Origin of the sequence: Methylobacterium sp. Leaf89 (assembly GCF_001422215.1) — a bacterium.
Lineage (GTDB): Bacteria > Pseudomonadota > Alphaproteobacteria > Rhizobiales > Beijerinckiaceae > Methylobacterium.
This window is the reverse complement of the sequence record NZ_LMML01000023.1, coordinates 182,173-197,470: the sequence shown is the minus strand read 5'-3', so window position 1 is coordinate 197,470 and position 15,298 is coordinate 182,173. Positions and strand designations below refer to the sequence as shown.

At 74.0% G+C, this 15,298-nt stretch carries 18 protein-coding genes; 7 read left to right on the top strand and 11 right to left on the bottom strand.

Going from position 1 to position 15,298, the window contains the following annotated elements:
• The 5 genes from ASF18_RS24655 to ASF18_RS08985 form a co-directional block, all read right to left on the bottom strand.
• A partial coding sequence (locus ASF18_RS24655; RefSeq protein ID WP_244472635.1) for a GTA-gp10 family protein occupies positions 1-193 on the bottom strand: 193 nt, incomplete at its 3' end.
• Entirely contained in the window at positions 193-600 is a 408-nt protein-coding gene (locus ASF18_RS09000) for a phage major tail protein, TP901-1 family (protein WP_056211943.1), read from the bottom strand. The genes ASF18_RS24655 and ASF18_RS09000, both read right to left, overlap by 1 nt.
• A gap of 23 nt (positions 601-623) precedes the next feature.
• Positions 624-1,070 carry a DUF3168 domain-containing protein gene (locus ASF18_RS08995; protein ID WP_056350931.1) on the bottom strand — a complete coding sequence of 149 codons (447 nt, stop codon included), beginning with the start codon at positions 1,068-1,070 and terminating at the stop codon, positions 624-626.
• A complete protein-coding gene (locus ASF18_RS08990) occupies positions 1,067-1,435 on the bottom strand; it encodes a head-tail adaptor protein (protein WP_056350929.1) in 369 nt (122 codons plus the stop codon). The genes ASF18_RS08995 and ASF18_RS08990 overlap by 4 nt, the downstream gene beginning before the upstream one ends.
• Positions 1,436-1,461: 26 nt before the next feature.
• Positions 1,462-2,031, bottom strand: coding sequence for a hypothetical protein (locus ASF18_RS08985; RefSeq protein WP_056350926.1), 570 nt, complete (start codon positions 2,029-2,031; stop codon positions 1,462-1,464).
• 40 nt (positions 2,032-2,071) lie between these two features.
• Between ASF18_RS08985 and ASF18_RS08980 the strand changes: the two genes are divergently transcribed.
• Both ASF18_RS08980 and ASF18_RS08975 read left to right on the top strand, forming a co-directional pair.
• Positions 2,072-2,860, top strand: coding sequence for a S1 family peptidase (locus tag ASF18_RS08980; protein ID WP_082487288.1), 789 nt, complete (start codon positions 2,072-2,074; stop codon positions 2,858-2,860).
• Between the two features lie 114 nt (positions 2,861-2,974).
• Positions 2,975-3,886, top strand: coding sequence for a trypsin-like serine protease (locus ASF18_RS08975; RefSeq protein ID WP_082487285.1), 912 nt, complete (start codon positions 2,975-2,977; stop codon positions 3,884-3,886).
• A 536-nt stretch (positions 3,887-4,422) separates the two neighbouring features.
• Here ASF18_RS08975 and ASF18_RS08970 read toward each other — a convergent pair.
• Both ASF18_RS08970 and ASF18_RS08965 read right to left on the bottom strand, forming a co-directional pair.
• Positions 4,423-5,631, bottom strand: a complete 1,209-nt coding sequence (locus ASF18_RS08970) for a phage major capsid protein (protein WP_244472643.1) — start codon at positions 5,629-5,631, stop codon at positions 4,423-4,425.
• A 140-nt stretch (positions 5,632-5,771) separates the two neighbouring features.
• Positions 5,772-6,341: an HK97 family phage prohead protease gene (locus ASF18_RS08965; protein ID WP_056350924.1), complete on the bottom strand. Its 570-nt coding sequence runs from the start codon at positions 6,339-6,341 to the stop codon at positions 5,772-5,774.
• Between the two features lie 187 nt (positions 6,342-6,528).
• Between ASF18_RS08965 and ASF18_RS08960 the strand changes: the two genes are divergently transcribed.
• Together ASF18_RS08960 and ASF18_RS08955 are read left to right on the top strand one after the other, a co-directional pair.
• Positions 6,529-6,843 carry a hypothetical protein gene (locus ASF18_RS08960; RefSeq protein WP_056350923.1) on the top strand — a complete coding sequence of 105 codons (315 nt, stop codon included), beginning with the start codon at positions 6,529-6,531 and terminating at the stop codon, positions 6,841-6,843.
• Positions 6,840-7,286 (top strand): type II toxin-antitoxin system VapC family toxin, encoded by a 447-nt coding sequence (locus ASF18_RS08955; protein ID WP_056350920.1) that lies wholly within the window; start codon positions 6,840-6,842, stop codon positions 7,284-7,286. Before ASF18_RS08960 ends, ASF18_RS08955 begins: the two co-directional genes overlap by 4 nt.
• Before the next feature lie 54 nt (positions 7,287-7,340).
• On the opposite strand, the gene ASF18_RS08950 is transcribed toward ASF18_RS08955, so the two are convergent.
• Genes ASF18_RS08950 through ASF18_RS08940 form a run of 3 tightly spaced genes read right to left on the bottom strand, consistent with a single transcriptional unit; the run spans position 7,341 to position 10,490 of the window.
• Positions 7,341-8,507 (bottom strand): phage portal protein, encoded by a 1,167-nt coding sequence (locus tag ASF18_RS08950; RefSeq protein WP_056211958.1) that lies wholly within the window; start codon positions 8,505-8,507, stop codon positions 7,341-7,343.
• Between the two features lie 35 nt (positions 8,508-8,542).
• A complete protein-coding gene (locus tag ASF18_RS08945; protein ID WP_056211960.1) occupies positions 8,543-9,823 on the bottom strand; it encodes a terminase family protein in 1,281 nt (426 codons plus the stop codon).
• The gene (locus ASF18_RS08940) at positions 9,768-10,490 is read right to left on the bottom strand and encodes a hypothetical protein (protein WP_056211963.1); all 723 of its coding nucleotides are present in this window, start codon (positions 10,488-10,490) and stop codon (positions 9,768-9,770) included. Before ASF18_RS08940 ends, ASF18_RS08945 begins: the two co-directional genes overlap by 56 nt.
• Positions 10,491-11,457: 967 nt before the next feature.
• Here ASF18_RS08940 and ASF18_RS08930 point away from each other — a divergent pair.
• Together ASF18_RS08930 and ASF18_RS08925 are read left to right on the top strand one after the other, a co-directional pair.
• Positions 11,458-12,846, top strand: coding sequence for a GGDEF domain-containing protein (locus ASF18_RS08930; RefSeq protein WP_200917545.1), 1,389 nt, complete (start codon positions 11,458-11,460; stop codon positions 12,844-12,846).
• A gap of 122 nt (positions 12,847-12,968) precedes the next feature.
• Entirely contained in the window at positions 12,969-13,385 is a 417-nt protein-coding gene (locus tag ASF18_RS08925; RefSeq protein ID WP_056211967.1) for a cupin domain-containing protein, read from the top strand.
• A gap of 27 nt (positions 13,386-13,412) precedes the next feature.
• Here ASF18_RS08925 and ASF18_RS08920 read toward each other — a convergent pair whose 3' ends face one another.
• Positions 13,413-13,970: an SH3 domain-containing protein gene (locus tag ASF18_RS08920; protein WP_056211969.1), complete on the bottom strand. Its 558-nt coding sequence runs from the start codon at positions 13,968-13,970 to the stop codon at positions 13,413-13,415.
• A 276-nt stretch (positions 13,971-14,246) separates the two neighbouring features.
• On the opposite strand from ASF18_RS08920, the gene ASF18_RS08915 reads away from it, so the two are divergent.
• Positions 14,247-15,251, top strand: a complete 1,005-nt coding sequence (locus tag ASF18_RS08915; protein WP_056211971.1) for a D-glycerate dehydrogenase — start codon at positions 14,247-14,249, stop codon at positions 15,249-15,251.
• The last annotated feature ends 47 nt before the right edge of the window (positions 15,252-15,298 follow it).

Genomic DNA, 15,298 nt, shown 5'->3' with positions numbered 1-15,298 from the left:
GCAGGGCCGCGCCGAGGAGCGCGATGAGGTCCCGGCTCCTGAGCCGCCCCTCGCCGAAGCGGGCGGCGAGCTCGGTGAGGTCGGCGGCCCCGAGGGCATCCTCGAGTTCGGCCAGGGCCCCGAGGGTGAGGCAGAGGGTGTAGCGCTCGGGGCCCAGGGCCAGGGCCACCTCGCCGCGCCGGCGGTTGGCCATCAGGCGGCCGTGAAGGCGAGGGGGCCGGCCGAGTCGAGGGCCAGGTCGAAGGTCACCTCCCCGGCGTGATCCCCGCGGTATTCCAGGCTGGTGATCTGGAAGACGCCCTCCAGGGTGCCGAAGGCCGGCACCACGATCTGGTAGGTCTCCAGGCTGCCGTCGAAGAACACCTGCCGCAGGCGGCCATCGGAGGCCTCGTCGCGGAACACCCCGGAGCCCGAGAGGGCGGCCCGGCGCACCCCGGCCCCGGCCAGGAGTTCGCGCCAGCGCCCGGCGGAATCGGCGTTCGTCACGTCCACCGTCTCGGCGTTGAAGGCGATCTGGCGGGCCCGCAGGCCCGCCACCGCGAGAAAGCCGCTGCCGGAGGCGATGCGGATGAGCAGGTCCTTGCCGCGTTGGGCTGCCATGGGGGGCTCCGTGGATCGAGGGGTCAGGCGGAGAGGCGCTCGGTGATCGCCCGCAGGGTCAGGGTGGCGCGGGCCTCGCCGCTGGCGGGGTCGCGCCGCACGGCGATGGCCTCCAGGTCGAGGCGCACGAGGGCGTGGCCCGCGAGGGCGAGGGGCGCGTCGTGCAGGAGGTCGGCGATGCGCTCGGCGGCATCCACCGCGCTGCGGAGCGAGCCCGGCCGGGCGAAGACCGTCAGGCCGAGGGCGTGCCGGTGGCGCCGGGCGCCGTCGACGGAATCGTCGCGGATCTCGGCGTCCCCGAACAGGGCGTAGACCGGCGCGACGCCCCGGGGCGGCTCGTCGGCCAGGCGCAGGGACCCGCCCATCAGCCGCGCCAGGGGCGCGTCGGTGGCGAGCCAGGCGAGGATGGCGGCGCGCAGCGCCAGCAGCGGGCTGGTGGGCGAGCCGGCGGGAGCGGGGGCGAGGCTCATGCGGCGGCCCCGGCACCGAGTTCCTCGACGTTGAGTTCCTCGACCTGGCAGACGAGGTCGCGCCGGCGCCCGTCCGGATCGCCCGCGCTGCGCACGGCGAAGCGGCGCGGGCCGCTGGCGAGGCGCATCGCCGGCGTGATCGTGGGGCCGAAGCGGAATCGGATCCGGTGGGTGGCGACCGCCTCGGCGCGGCCGAAGCGGAGCCGCTCGACCGGGCGCAGGGGCTCGATCGCCCCCCAGAGCAGCGGGCCGGCCTCGAACCGGCGCACCACGCCGCCGAAGCCGTCCGGCGTCTCCACGGGACGTTCGAGCACGAAGCGTCGGCGGCGCGCGCCGATGGGCACGGGGGAGAGGGGCTGGGGCATGGCGGCGATCTCCGGGACGGGGCGCGCTACAGGCGCAGCCGCCGCAGCGGCGCGACCAGGGCGGCAAGGGCGGGCGGCGGGACGTCGTCGCCGGCCCCGTCGCCGCGATGCTCGAAGGCGTGGGCCACGAGGAGCCGGATCGCCTGGGCCAGGGCCGGCGGCAGCGGCGGCCCGGCGCCGCCGTAGCCCGCGTCGACCTCGATCAGGGCGGCGCGCCGGTCGAGGGCCGGCACCGCCGGGTCGATGACGAGGCCGGGCGCCTCGATCCCGTCCGCGCCGGGCCGGACGAGCCCGGCGGCGAGGTCGGTGACGGTGCCGCCGGGATCGACGAGGCCCGTCCGCGCCACGGCCACGAGGGGGCTGAGCGGCAGGGGCAGCCAGCCGTCGCCGGGCCAGGCCGTGAGCATCACGCGGTAGCGCCCCGGCGCCAGGATGCGCCGGGTGGCCACCTCCACCTGCGCCCGGGCCGCCGCGATCAGGCGCTCCACCAGGGGATCCTCGGCCCCGCCATCGTCCGGGTCCAGGCGCAGGACGCTGCGCATCTCCGCCAGCGTCACCGGCTCGACGCGGGCATCGTCGACGCGTATCGGGGTCATCGTCGTCTCCGTGTGGGGGCCGTCCAGGAAAGGGATCGCGATGGCGCGCAACGCTGGCCGGACCCGCCGCGCGGCGCGGCGCGGGGCCCCGGCCCTGCTGGGGCTTCCGGTGCTGCTGGCCGTGCTGGGACCGCCGGCCTCGGGGCCGGCCGGCGCCGTGGTGGGGGGCCGCCCCGCCCCCGAGGCGGCGGGCTCGGCCGTGATGGTGCTGTCCTCGAACGGCGGCGTCTGCACCGGCATCGTCGTGGCGGCGGACGCGGTGCTCACCGCCGGCCACTGCGTGGCGGCCCGGGCCGAGCACCGGGTGCATTACAAGGACGCGGCCGGCGCGCCGGTGCTGGCCGAGATCACGGCCCGCGCGCTCCATCCGGGCTACGATGCGGGTGCGGTGGCGGGGCGCCGCCGCTCGGTCGACCTCGCCCTGGTGCGCCTGGCCGCCCCCTTGCCGGGCCGCTTCGTGCCGGCCGCCCTCAGCGCCGCGCTGCCGCGGGCGGGCGAGCGCCTGACCCTGTCCGGCTACGGCGTCGCCGCCGCCGGGGATGCCCGCAGCACCGGGACCTACCGCAGCGTCGAGCTCGGCGTGATCGAGCCCCACGGACCGAGCCGCCTCCTGGTCTGGCTCGGGGCCGGTCCCGGCGGCGCCAGCGCCTGCCAGGGCGATTCCGGCGGGCCGATCGGCGCGGGGCCCGCCGTCCTCGCGGTCTCCGCCTGGGCCGCCGGCAAGGCCTGCGGCGGCGTTTCGCAGGGCGTCCTCCTCGGGCCGCAGCGCGACTGGATCGACCGGACCCTGTCGGGCTGGGGCAGCGCCGCGCGCTGGTCCGGCGTCTGAACGGGTCTGCGGATGACGAAAGGTCCGCGGAACCAGAGCTTGGCCGAGCCATTGCCTTCCGATAGGCTCCACGCCGTTCTCGTCCAGAACATCGCCGGACGCGGGAGAGACACGATGTTGCCGACCGCGCTGCGCAAGGCTGCCCCCAGCAAGGCTGTGCGCCACACGACCCGTCCCACCCGCCTCCGGATCGGAGCGACGGTGCTGGCGGCGGCCCTCGGCGCGCTGGCGCCCCTGCCGGCCTCCGCGGTGATCAACGGCGAGGTCTCGCGCGATCCCAACGGCCTGCGCGCCTCGGTGGTGCGGATCGAGAGCACCCAGGGCGAGATCTGCTCGGGCACGCTCATCGCCCGCGACCTCGTGCTCACCGCCGCCCACTGCGTCATGCATCAGGCCGGCTACAGCGTGGTGGCGGTCGACCGGGCGTTCCGCTCGCGCCGCATCAACGCCATCGCCTTCGCCATGCATCCCGACTTCGTGCCCGGCACCACGCCGGAGGACCAGCCGGGCATCGACCTCGCGGTCATCAAGCTCGCCGAGCCCCTGAGCGGCGATTTCCAGCCCCTCGATCCCCGCGGCGGCGCCATCAACACCGGCGACGCCGTCGACATCGCGGGCTTCGGCGTGGTCGCGGAGAACCGGCGCAACACCGCCCGGACCCTGCGCCAGGCCCACCTCGTCTCCATCGGCTCGCTGCAGGTCGCCAACCGGGTCACGGTGGTCACCGACCGCCGCCGCATGGCCGAGACGGCGGGGGCCGGTGCCTGCCTGGGCGATTCCGGCGGCCCGATCCTGCGCGGCGGCCCCGGCGGCTACCAGATCGTCGGCGTGGTGAGCTGGTCCAGCGGCGCCATGCGCCAGGACCGGAAGGCCCGCACCGCCTGCGGCGGCTTCACCGCCGTGACGCCCACCGGCGAGCATGCCGGCTGGATCAACGCCCGCGCGGCCGACTTCGCCCGCATGCCCTCCGGCGCCGCCATCGGCGCGACCCGGTCGGACTGGATGACCAAGCCGGGCCGGCGGTAGGCCGAGGCGCTCGGTGACAACGGCTGCCGACCTACGGGGCCGGGCCGGGCTTGGCGGGGGTCATGCCCGTGCTGCGGATCGCGTCCGCGGTCCGATCCGAGGTGAGGGGGGCTCGCCGGAGCGACAGTCGAACCTGCGACGATCCACCCCGCCTCCACCGGGTCGTGCAGACCCTCGTTTGAGAGGGGCACCACGTCGACCGCCGCGCCGTGCTCCCGCTGATGCGCATCGTCTTCGGACCCTGACCCTGGGAGGCGCCCGACAGGGTCCGCACGCGCAGCCCGGCATCGCCTCGAAGGCCGGCAGCGCCGCCTGGTAGGCCAGGGCGAAGCCGCCCGAGATCATGACGGTCAGGGCGTCCGCGCCATCGGGACGGTCTGCCATCGGATCACTGCCATTCGCGGGAGAGCCGCACGGATGGGGTTCCTGAAGCCTGCCGGTCCCGCCGTCGCGCTGGGTCTCGGGCCCGAGCCAGAGATTGATCCCGCTCTTCGGAGCGGACACCCCCGGGCCCGGGGGGGCCGGGGGTGTCGGGCTCACGCCCCGAAGGACAGGAGCTTGATGGCGTCGAAGTCCTGGACGCCGCCGCCGACGCGCTTGGTGGTGTAGAACAGCACGTAGGGCTTGGCCGAGTAGGGGTCGCGCAGCACCCGCAGGCCGGCGCGGTCCACTACGAGGTAGCCGCGGCGGAAATCGCCGAAGGCGAGGGAGAGGCTGTTGGCGCCCGCGTTGGGCATCGCCTCCGCCTCGGCCACGGGGAAGCCCAGGAGAGTGGCCGCGCGGTCGGCGGCCAGGGGAGGCTGCCACAGGTAGTTGCCCTCGGCGTCCTTGAACTTGCGGATCGTGCTCTGCAGGCGCCGGTTCATCACGAAGGTGGCGTTCTGCCGGTAGCCCGCCCGCAGGGCGTAGACGAGATCGAACAGCACGTCGGACGGGTTCGCGGCCGCGAAGCCACCGGACACGCCCGTCGCGACGGTGCCGATCTTGCCCGGTACCCAGGCGGTGTTCGCGACGGTGTCGTAGGTGAGGAAGCCGCGCGGGCGGCTGACCCCGTTGCCGGTGACGAAGGCGGTGCCCTCCTGCTCGGCGAAGGCCGATTCGACCTCGTCGGCGAGCCAGGCATCGATGTCCACGACGGCGTCGTCGAGGAGCGTCTGCGTCGCCGCCGGCATGGCGTAGAGCTCCATGGCCGGGAAGGTCAGCTCGGACAGGACCGGCGAGTCGGTCTGCGGCCGCGGCGCCGTCTCGGCGACCCAGCCCGAGACCGCGTCGCGCACCGAGACCGCGCGCTTGTACTGCCCGCCGGAGATGACCCGGACCGTGGCCAGGGACCGGATCGGCGACAGGGCGGCGAGGCGGGTCAGCACCATGCGCTCGACCTCGGCCGGCACGAGGTAGCCGCCATCCGGGCCGGACCCCGCCGAGAGGGCCTTCGCCTCGAGCCGCTTGAGGCCGCCGCTCTCGCCGGACCGGACGTAGAGGTCGAAGGCCGCCTTGTGCTCGAGGCTGGCCCCGTCGCGCGGCGCCGGCCCGCCCTGGCCCAGGGGCGCGCCACTTCCCAAGGGCGGGCGGCGGCCGTCGAGGGTGAGGCGGTCGAGGCGGGTGCGCGCCGTATCGAGGGCGGCGTCGATGCGGGCGAGCTTCTCCTCGGTGAGCACGTCGCCCGGAGCGCGGCCCTCGATGGCGGCCAGGCGCGCGTCGTTGGTCTCCTTGAACGCCTCGAAGGCGCGGGCGAGCTCGGTCATGGCGGTGCCCACCGCCGGGTCGGACGGGGCCGGATCGTTCGAGGCACGGCCCGCGGCCTTGTCCTCCAGGGGCGGCCAGGCGCCCTTCATCTCGGGCGCGCGCGGGGCGGCGGCGTGGGTCTCGAACGGGACGGGGACGGTCATGCGAACCTCGCGGAGCGGGCGGGCAGGATGGCGGCGGGCCGGGGCCCGGGCCGGGTGGAGGGGGAAGCCGCGCGCCGGGGCGGCGCCATGCGGTGGGCGAGAGCCCGGATGTCCTGCGCCAGGGCGGCGGCGGCCCGAGCCGTGGCGAGGCCCGCCTGGGCCGGGGCGGCGATCCGCGCGCCCGCCTGGAGCGGAAAGGTGACCAGGGAGATCTCCCAGAGGTCGATCGCCTCGAGCCGGCGCAGGCCGCCGCGCTGGGGCTGCGCCCGCACCGTGCGGAACCCGATCGAGAGCCCGTCGAGGCCGCCCGCGCCGAGCAGCGCGTCGAGCTCGCGGGCGCGCTGGACCGCGAGGTTGAGCTGGCCCGCCACCCGCAGGCCGCGGGCATCCTCGCGCAGGGCGAGCCAGCGCCCCACCGGCTCGGCCGGATCGTGCTGCCAGAGCATCCGCACCCCCGCGACGCCCCGCGTCGCGAGGCTCTGCCCGAAGGCGCCCGGCGCCACCACGTCGCGCCCGAGGTCGGGCACGCCGAACAGGCTGGCATAGCCGGTGAAATGGCCGTCCATGGGAAACTCCGCCGCGTGGTTTGAGAGGGAGACGGCCGGCTCGGGCCTATCCTTCGAGCCGCCGCGAGCAGGACCCTGCGAGGGGACGGGGGGCGGTGGTGAGTACCGGTGCGACGGACCGGGGTGGTTCGCGTTGACCGCTTCGTTCCGCTGTGTACACATCGTGTGTGCACAATGGAGGCGGGTCATGGCCCAGGACGACGAGGCTTCACCAGAGCCGCCGCGAAAGGTCGGCGTGCGCGAGTTTCGCGGCAACTTCGCCGGCTTCATGCGGCAGGTGCGCCACGGCGCATCCTTCGCGGTGACCGCCCACAACGAGGTGATCGCGATCGTGCAGCCGCCCCCACCGTCCCGTCTGCGCCGGCCCGGCACCCTGCGCGGGCAGATCGAGATGGCACCGGATTTCGATGTCCTGCCTCCTGAGCTGCTGGCCGCCATGGTGGGCGAAGATCTGGTGGGCGAAGATTTGGAGGGCGCGAATTCGGAAAGCCGGGGGGAATGAGGCTTCTTCTCGATACGCACGCCCTGCTCTGGTGGCTGCTCGCGGACCCGAGACTCGGCCAGGCCGCCCAGGACATGATCGCGGACCCCGCCAACGACGTGCTTGTCTCGGTCGCGTCCCTCTGGGAGATCCAGGTGAAGGTGCGGGTCGGAAAGCTGAAGGCCGACCTCGACAGGATCCTCGACGCGGTGCGGGACCAGGGCTTCGACATCATCGGGATCGCCCCGGCGCATCTGCTGGCCCTCGGTGACCTTCCGCGCCACCACGGGGATCCGTGGGATCACCTGCTCATCGCCCAGGCAAACGCCGAGGGCGCCGTCTTCGTCTCCGAGGATCGGCACGTTCCGGCTTATCCCGTGGCGTTCGTCCGCTGTTCCGGGTCGGCGCAGGTGCGGCCGGCCAGCCAGTCCGAGACGAACCCTCCGGCTTTGGACGAGACCTGAGACACGGGATCTGCGGCTTGGGCCGGCGGGCTTGGGCCGGCGGACCGTCCGACCTCAGCGCGGCCCGTAGCCCACCGCCTCGCGCTTCTCCGCCTCGGTGAGGAAGTCGGCGGCCTGGACCCGGCGCCACAGGCTCTCGCGCTCGGGGGCCAGGGCCTCGATGGCGTCGAGGTCGGGCTCCAGGCGGGCGGGGCCGAAGGCCGGCTCCAGCCAGTGGGCCAGGGCCTCGGCGGTGCGGCGCACCAGGGGGATCACGGTCTGGCGGTAGAAGGCGCGGTTGGCCTCGGCGTAGTTGGCGTGGGTGTTGTCGCCGGGCAGGCCCAGCAGCAGGGGCGGCACCCCGAAGGCGAGGGCGATCTCGCGGGCGGCCCCGCTCTTGGCCTCGACGAAATCCATGTCCTTGGGCGAGAGCGCCAGGGGCTTCCAGTCGAGCCCGCCCTCCAGCAGCAGGGGCCGCCCGGCATTGCCGGCGCCCTGGTAGTTCGCCTCGAGCTCGCCCTTGAGCCGGGTGAACTGCGCGTCGCTCAAGGTGGAGCCGGCGGCGGTGGCGAAGACCAGGGCGCCGGAGGGCCGGGCGGCGTTGTCGAGGAGCGCCTTGTTCCAGGCCCCCGCCGCGTTGTGGATGTCGAGGGCCACCGCCGCCGCCTCCATCGGGGAGAGGCCGTAATGGTCGTCGGTGGGGTGGAACAGGGTGAGGTGGAGGATCGGGGCCACGCCGTCCGCGCCCTGGTCGAAGCGCAGGGTGCGGCCGCCCACCGCGTAGTCGTAGGCCGCCGGCCAGCCGTCGGGGCCGGGCACCACCCGCATCCGGTCGGGCCGCAGGGCGTGGAGCTCGCGGGGCACGCCGTCGAGGCCCGTGGCCTGGAGGTAGGCGTTGCCGGAGACCATCAGGTGCCCGTAGAGCGATTCGAGCAGGGCCGCGCCGCCCTGGCGCGGGTTCGGCCGGGCCAGCAGCGCCGCCAGCGGGTGCGGCCCGGCGGCGGACGTCCCCGCCAGCCCGAGGGGCAGGGCGGCGGCGGCCTCGGCCACCAGCCGCACGGCCCGGTGCACGATGGCGTTCCTCTGGAAGCCCGCGCGGGCCAGCGCCCCGATGTCCCGCGGCGTCCAGGAGGCCGGGCCCTCGCCGTAGAAGGCGACGCCGAGGCCCGCGAGGGGCGCCGCCTTGCTGTCGGGGGCCGCGGGCGCGGCGCGGCGCACGAGCCGGGAGAGGAGGTTCGCCATCGGGGCCTCGCGGAAGCGTCGGTGTGGACGGGGCGTCAGAGCCGCCGGATGCGCGGCTCGGGGCCGCTGCGCAGGAGGAGATGCGTCAGGGCCCAGACCAGGGCGTCGAGGCGGTCCGGCGAGGCGCCGGAGGAGAGGCCGTCCGGCCCGAAGTCGCAGAGCTCGTCCTCCAGGGCCGGCAGGGCGCCGACATGGTGGACGCGGCCCTGTGCGTAGAGCATCGAGACCGGCTCGGCCCGCAGGTACTTGCCGCGCGTCGCCCGCACGGGGGTCACCGGCACGGCGGCGTCGACCTGGTGCAGGACGGCGGTGGCCATCTCGCCCCCCTGGTTGACCTCGACCACGAGGCTGTCGGCCGCGAGACGGTGGTAGAGCGCCAGCGCCGTCGCGGCCCAGGCCTCGGGGGCGGCCCGGCCCAAGGTGGCGTCGGCCAGCACGTAGGCGTGGCCGGCGGCGTCGAGGCCGGCGGCGACGATCCCGCAGGCATCCGCCCCGGCCTTCGAGGAGGCCGGCGGGTCCACCGCCACGACGATGCGGCGCAGGGCCTCCGGCGCCGCCGGGACGCGGGCCGCCTCCAGGCGGTCGCGGCTCCAGAGGGCGTCGGCCCGGTCCGCGATCAACTCGCCGTCGAGCTCCTGGCGCCCCAGCCGGGTGCCGGCGTAGCGGCCCACCACCGCCTCGAGGAAGGCCGGGGCGAGGTTCGCCGCGTTGTCGGCGGTGCGCGCCCGGCTGACCACGGTGCGCGGGTCGGCGAGGATCCGCCGCAGCAGCGGGATCGGCCGGGGCGTGGTGGTGACGAGGCCCCGCGGGCGGTGCCCCAGGCGCAGGCCGAACTGGATCATGTCCCAGGCGGCCTCGGCGTAGCGCCACTTGGCGATCTCGTCCGACCAGGCCGCGCCGAACTGGGGCCCGCGCAGGGAATCCGGCTCCTCGGCCGAGAAGGCGAGGCCGACCGCGCCGTTGTCCCAGTCGAGGCGCCGGCGGGAGGGCGACCAGCGCGGCCGTTGCCCGGCCAAGCCGAGGAGGCCGGAGGGCCCCTCCACCATGACGTCGCGCACGTCCGCGAAGGTCTCGCCCACGAGGGCGATCCGCCCCACCGGCCGGGCGGTGAAGGCCGGGTCGCCCAGGGCCAGGGCGCGGACCCACTCGGCCCCGGTGCGGGTCTTGCCCGCCCCGCGCCCGCCGATCACCGCCCAGGTGGTCCAGTCCGGCAGGGCCGGGCAGGGCGGAAGCTGGTCGTCCCGCGCCGCCAGCAGCCAGTCAGTCGCCAGGGCCCGGATCAGGGGCGGCGGCAGGCTCGCCAGCAGGGCCGGCATCCGCCCGCTCGCCGCCGAGTGCCGCAGCGCGCCGCGCGATCTCCGCGCGCAGGGCGGGCAGGTCGTCGCCCGCCCCGTCGCGGGCGGTCGCGTCGTGGTCGCCGGAGCCTGCCCCATCGCTTCCCCCCGCCCCGTCGTCGGTCGTCTCGTCGAGAAGGCGCTTCAGGCCGCCGAGATCCCGCAGGACCCGGGCGCTGTCGAAGGCCGGAGCGCCCGCCGCCCCGTTCAGGGCCGCGTCGAAATGCAGGATCTGCCGGGCGATCTGCGCCCGGAGCGCTGCCCGCATCCGGCGGGGATCGGCGTCCAGCCCCAGGGCGCGCCCGACCTCGCCGGGCCGGCGCCCCTCCAGGCCGCACTGGGCGAACAGGGCCTCGGCCCGGTGCCGGGCGACGCCCAGGGCCTGGGCGAGGTCGCCGATGTCGATCCAGTCCTCGCGGTAGAGCCGGGCCACCGCCGCCCGCCGCGCCGGCTTCCAGCGCGCGGGGGTGAAGGCCGTTGAGGCCGTCGCCGCCGCGGGGCGCCAGCCGAAGCGCTTGTTCCAGGTCCGGATGGTGGTGACCCGCACCCCGGTCTCGGCCGCGATGGCGGTGACGGGGCGCGTGGTGTCCCGCATGGCCGCCTCGACGGCCCCCCGGATCGAGGCGACGATCGGCACGAGCTTCGCCATCGCCGTCTCCCGTGCCACTCACACTTCCTGAGCGTGCCCTGTTGATACCCCAGGAGCGTCGCGCTGTCAAACATAAAATCCTATTCATGGACTTTATTCATCGTCGCGCGATGGTGGGATTCTGCCGGTCGCGAAGAGGGCAGACGCCCGATGACGACCCGATCCCGGGTCGATGGAACCGCCCGGCGCTCCCCGGTCCCGGGCATCGCGCGGCGGGACGGCCCGCGCTCCATTCCGGCCTCGGCCGGCAACGACCGGATGTTCCCCCGGGATCAGGCGTTGAAGCGGCCGGATTGGTTCGATCCTGAGCTTCATCGCCGCCCGGACATCGAGACGCGCGGACGTCACCGCGGCGTCCGGCGAGCGATCCGTGCCGGCAAACGGACATGATCGAAAGGTGGGCATTGGTGGGACGCCGACGTTTCGAGGCCCCCCGAAAAGACCTGAATGGCATCATCCAAGACGAAATCACAATTTCGTCATCAGTCCTTTGTTAAGACGAATCATCCTGCTCGCCCAACAAGATGATCGGAAGACTTCCGAGTGGACAGCGATGCGCGACGACGCATCGGAGGGAACAGGACATCATGCGCGCCCGCCTGCGTCGTGCCCGGACAAGCCCATCTCCCGGAGAGGGGGCGTGCATGAAGCACCGGCGCAGGCCGACCCTGCACCGGGCGGTGGACGCGCCGATCCGGATTCGCGCACGCGCTCGGGGCGGCTTGCGCAGGGTCTAAAAGGCCGGGTGATCGGCCGTGGCGGCCCGCAGAGCCGCGACCGCCGGCCTCGCCGGCAAACCGCGACGCTCCGGGATGATCCGGGTTGATACGCAGATCCACGATGCAACTACAGTCATGGATTCAGCCTTTAGTCGAGTTTTATCGGATTTAACTGATAATTAATTTGACAAGCCTTAGATTTAGGCATGATCATCAGAGACTTAGTCAGACTGATTGGGCATCCGATCGTGGGGATCTGGTTCCTCGCGGCGATCTCGTACTTCGCAGCCGCCGCTTTGACGATCCATCTGACGAGCAACGGACGCGACATCGCCACCATCTGGCCGGCCAACGCAATCCTCGTGGCCCTCCTGCTCGCGCAGGAGCGGCCGCGCTGGGGCGCGGTGCTGAGCGCGGGCTTCGTGGCCGGCGTCGCCGCCAACCTGATCACCCGGGGGGCCTCTGCGGGAGCGATCCTCTACGGCCTCGCCAATCTCATCGAGGTCGGCTTGGCCGTCTCCCTCCTGCGGCGATCGGGCGAGCGGGAGGGCATCCTGCACACGACGGGCGCCGTCCTGCGCTTCATCCTGGTGGCGGGCCTGGTGGCGCCCGCGGTGAGCGCCGTTCCCGGCAGCCTGACGGCCTTCGCCCTGTACGGCGAACCCTTGCCCAAGGCTTTCGCCACCTGGGTCGCCAGCGACGGCCTCGGCCTCCTGGTCTTCACACCCTTCCTCTCCACGGTCGTTCGGGGCGACTTCGTGGACGGCTTCGCCCGGAAGACCTGGCGCGAACGAGGCCTTTCGGCCGCGCTGCTGGTCCTGGTGGGCCTCGTCGCCTACGGCGTCTTCTTACTGGCGACGCGGCCCCTGCTCTTCGCGATCTTTCCTCCGCTGATGCTCGTCACGTTCCGGGTCGGACGCCTCGGCGTGGAGGCTGCCGTGATGCTGGTCGCGGTCATCGGGGGGATCGCCACGATGCAGGGGCGCGGGCCGATGATCCTGATCGCCGCCGACGCGGCGACGCAGGCCCAGGCTTTCCAGGCCTTCCTGGCCGTGACGCTCGTGACCTGCCTGCCGGTCGCCGCCGAGGTGACCGCCCGGGCCCGCCTCACCGCGGCCCTGGCCGCGCACGGCCAGGAGATGACCGCCTCGGCGATCACCGACGCCCTGACCGGGACCCTCAATCGCCGGGGCTTCGAGGCCGAGGCCCGGCGCTGGCTGCGCGCGGAGGCGCCGGGTTCCCTGAGCCTGATCGCCGTGGATTTCGATCATTTCAAGCAGATCAACGACCGCTGGGGCCACCAGGCCGGCGACCAGGCGCTCCGGCACTTCGCCGCCCTGGTGTCGTCGCATGTCCGCGCCGGGGACCGGGTCGGCCGGCTCGGCGGCGACGAGTTCATGATCCTCCTGCCCCACAGCGATCTCGACCTCGCCAGGGGCGTCGGCGAGCGCGTCCGGGCGGCCGTGGAGAACGCACCGCTGGCCCTGGGCGGCCAGCCGGTGGCGTCCCTCAGCCTCAGCATGGGAATCGCCGCCGCCCGGTCGGGCGAGAGCTACGAGGACCTGGCGCGGCGGGCCGATCGCGCCCTGTACGAGGCCAAGGAGGCCGGCCGCAACACGATCCGGTGGGCGGGCTGAGCCGCGCCGCGCGCGGTTTCCGGGCCCGAGGGGGCCGCCCGGGACCGGCTCCCCGGCGGCAGCGTTTCCCGCTACTCTGCCGGGGCTGCGAGACAACCGGCAAAATCAAGGATACGCATGCGATGAGTACGGACAGCCTGACGGCGCACGGCGTCTTCGACGTGGCGGAGCAGGCCGCGCGCCTGCCCGAGACCTCCGACACCATGGTGGCGGATCACCGCTTCACCGACGATCCGGCGGCCAGCGCCCGGGTGTTCCGGGTCTACCATCCGACGCCGCCGCACAGCCACGCCTCCTGCGACGAGTACCTCTACGTGCTGTCCGGGCGCTGCCTGATGACATTCGGCGACGAGGCGCCGGTGGAGGTCGGCCCCGGCAAGCTGGTGTTCTTCAAGCGCGGGGTGGTGCACGCGGTCCCCGAGATCCTCGAGCAGCCGATGGTGTTCCTCTCCGTCGACACGCCCCGGCGCGAGCCGCGCGACATCCGCTTCGTCACCGACGGCACGGGGACGCCCGACACCTTCATGCGCCAATCGTAAGGGGCGCCCGTCGCCGACGGGGGCGGCCTACTCGACCTTCTCGTTGGGATAGACGCCCCAGAGCCGGTCCTGGCGGATGTAGCCGTCCACGTCGCCGCGCCGCTGGGGCAGCGCCACGATGATCCGGCACCAGGCGCCGGTGCAGGTCTTGACGCTGCCGATGACGCCGGCCTGGAGGCGGGCCTCCTCGCCGGAGGCCTCCTCGGCCTTGGCGTAGAGCGGCACCGGGGCCTTGTCGCCCCCCTTGCCGGCGGTGACGATGGAGGTGCGCCGGCCCGAGAGCAGCGAGTGCAGCACCCAGCCCTCGGTGCCCTCCGAATCGCGGATGCGGCGCCAGGTCTCGAACTCGGCCACGATCTCGACGGGCAGGCCGGCCCGCTGGAACACCCAGAGGGTGCGGTGGTCCTTCGAGGGGCCCTCGCGCAGGTTGACCCGGTCGGTCTTCAGGCTGGCGTAGCGCGGCAGGGGCAGCTTCGTCACCGGCCCGAGGGCGACGTCGGGGCCGGCCCCCGACGCCGGGGCGGCCGCGGCGGCGCCGGCCGACAACAGGGTCGCGAGGGTGAGGAGCAGGGCAGGCGCGCGCATCGTCCGGTGATCCTTCACGCTGTCCGGTGCGAGCCGAAGGGTGGCGGCCGGCCCCGGCGTGCATTGTGTTCCGCGGCCTCTCTGGTAGAGAGGCCCTAGGGTCGAGGGGACCCTGGGGTCGTGGCCTTCCGGCTGTCGGCCCGGTCGTCTCGAATGTCTTGACCGGTGCGTGGTTAACGCGCGGTAAGCCGGCGGTGTCGCCCCCGCATCGGAGATCGCGCCGGAGACCGGCCGGGTCGGATCGGGGCTGGCCGACACCGTTCGCGGGGAGGGTGCATGTCGTCGTTGAAGCGCAAGCCGCTCGTGGTCGTCACGCGGCGTCTGCCCGAGGTCGTGGAGGCGCGCATGCGCGAGCTCTTCGAGATCCGACTCAACACCGACGATGCCCCGATGGCGCCCGACGCCCTGATGGCGGCCGTGCGCGAGGCCGACGTCCTGGTCCCGACGGTGACCGACGAGATCGATTCGGGACTCCTCGCCCAGGCCGGCCCGAACCTGCGGCTGATCGCCAACTTCGGCAACGGCGTCGACCACATCGACGTCGCCGCGGCCCTGGAGCGCGGCATCACCGTCACCAACACCCCCGGCGTCCTCACCGAGGACACCGCCGACATGACCATGGCGCTGATCCTCGCCGTGGCCCGCCGGGTCACCGAGGGCGCCCGGATCATCCCGGACGACGCCTGGACCACCGGCTGGTCGCCGACCTGGATGCTCGGCCGCCGAATCACCGGCAAGCGCCTCGGCATCGTCGGAATGGGCCGGATCGGCCAGGCCCTGGCCCGCCGGGCCAAGGCCTTCGGCCTGCAGATCCACTATCACAACCGCCGGCGCGTTCCCGCGCAGATCGAGCGCGACCTCGACGCGACCTACTGGGAATCCCTCGACCAGATGCTGGCCCGCGTCGACATCGTGTCGGTGAACTGTCCGCACACGCCGGCCACCTACCACCTGCTCTCGGCCCGCCGCCTCAAGCTCCTCAAGCCCGAGGCCGTGGTGGTGAACACCGCCCGCGGCGAGGTCATCGACGAGACCGCCCTCGCCCGCCTGATCGAGGCCGGCGACATCTCCGGCGCCGGCCTCGACGTGTTCGAGCAGGAGCCGGCGGTGAGCCCCCGCCTCGTCAAGCTCGCCCGCGCCGGCAAGGTCGTGCTCCTGCCCCACATGGGCTCGGCCACCCACGAGAGCCGCGTCGACATGGGCGAGAAGGTCATCATCAACATCAAGACCTTCATGGACGGGCATCGGCCGCCCGACCGGATCCTGCCCAGCATGCTCTGACGGCGCCGCCGTCCCGCGGCATCCATGCCGGCAGCGGATGGCGGCCC

What these genes read in the sequence shown, in the direction of transcription:
- ASF18_RS08970 (WP_244472643.1), bottom strand. Translation starts at nt 5,631, where the DNA reads ATGACCGAGCTCGCCCGCGCCTTCGAGGCGTTCAAGGAGACCAACGAC.
- ASF18_RS08925 (WP_056211967.1), top strand. Translation starts at nt 12,969, where the DNA reads ATGAGTACGGACAGCCTGACGGCGCACGGCGTCTTCGACGTGGCGGAG.
- ASF18_RS08960 (WP_056350923.1), top strand. Translation starts at nt 6,529, where the DNA reads ATGGCCCAGGACGACGAGGCTTCACCAGAGCCGCCGCGAAAGGTCGGC.
- ASF18_RS08980 (WP_082487288.1), top strand. Translation starts at nt 2,072, where the DNA reads ATGGCGCGCAACGCTGGCCGGACCCGCCGCGCGGCGCGGCGCGGGGCC.
- ASF18_RS08915 (WP_056211971.1), top strand. Translation starts at nt 14,247, where the DNA reads ATGTCGTCGTTGAAGCGCAAGCCGCTCGTGGTCGTCACGCGGCGTCTG.
- ASF18_RS08995 (WP_056350931.1), bottom strand. Translation starts at nt 1,070, where the DNA reads ATGAGCCTCGCCCCCGCTCCCGCCGGCTCGCCCACCAGCCCGCTGCTG.
- ASF18_RS08985 (WP_056350926.1), bottom strand. Translation starts at nt 2,031, where the DNA reads ATGACCCCGATACGCGTCGACGATGCCCGCGTCGAGCCGGTGACGCTG.
- ASF18_RS08950 (WP_056211958.1), bottom strand. Translation starts at nt 8,507, where the DNA reads ATGGCGAACCTCCTCTCCCGGCTCGTGCGCCGCGCCGCGCCCGCGGCC.
- ASF18_RS08920 (WP_056211969.1), bottom strand. Translation starts at nt 13,970, where the DNA reads ATGCGCGCGCCTGCCCTGCTCCTCACCCTCGCGACCCTGTTGTCGGCC.
- ASF18_RS08940 (WP_056211963.1), bottom strand. Translation starts at nt 10,490, where the DNA reads ATGGCGAAGCTCGTGCCGATCGTCGCCTCGATCCGGGGGGCCGTCGAG.
- ASF18_RS08945 (WP_056211960.1), bottom strand. Translation starts at nt 9,823, where the DNA reads ATGCCGGCCCTGCTGGCGAGCCTGCCGCCGCCCCTGATCCGGGCCCTG.
- ASF18_RS08955 (WP_056350920.1), top strand. Translation starts at nt 6,840, where the DNA reads ATGAGGCTTCTTCTCGATACGCACGCCCTGCTCTGGTGGCTGCTCGCG.
- ASF18_RS08990 (WP_056350929.1), bottom strand. Translation starts at nt 1,435, where the DNA reads ATGCCCCAGCCCCTCTCCCCCGTGCCCATCGGCGCGCGCCGCCGACGC.
- ASF18_RS09000 (WP_056211943.1), bottom strand. Translation starts at nt 600, where the DNA reads ATGGCAGCCCAACGCGGCAAGGACCTGCTCATCCGCATCGCCTCCGGC.
- ASF18_RS08965 (WP_056350924.1), bottom strand. Translation starts at nt 6,341, where the DNA reads ATGGACGGCCATTTCACCGGCTATGCCAGCCTGTTCGGCGTGCCCGAC.
- ASF18_RS08975 (WP_082487285.1), top strand. Translation starts at nt 2,975, where the DNA reads ATGTTGCCGACCGCGCTGCGCAAGGCTGCCCCCAGCAAGGCTGTGCGC.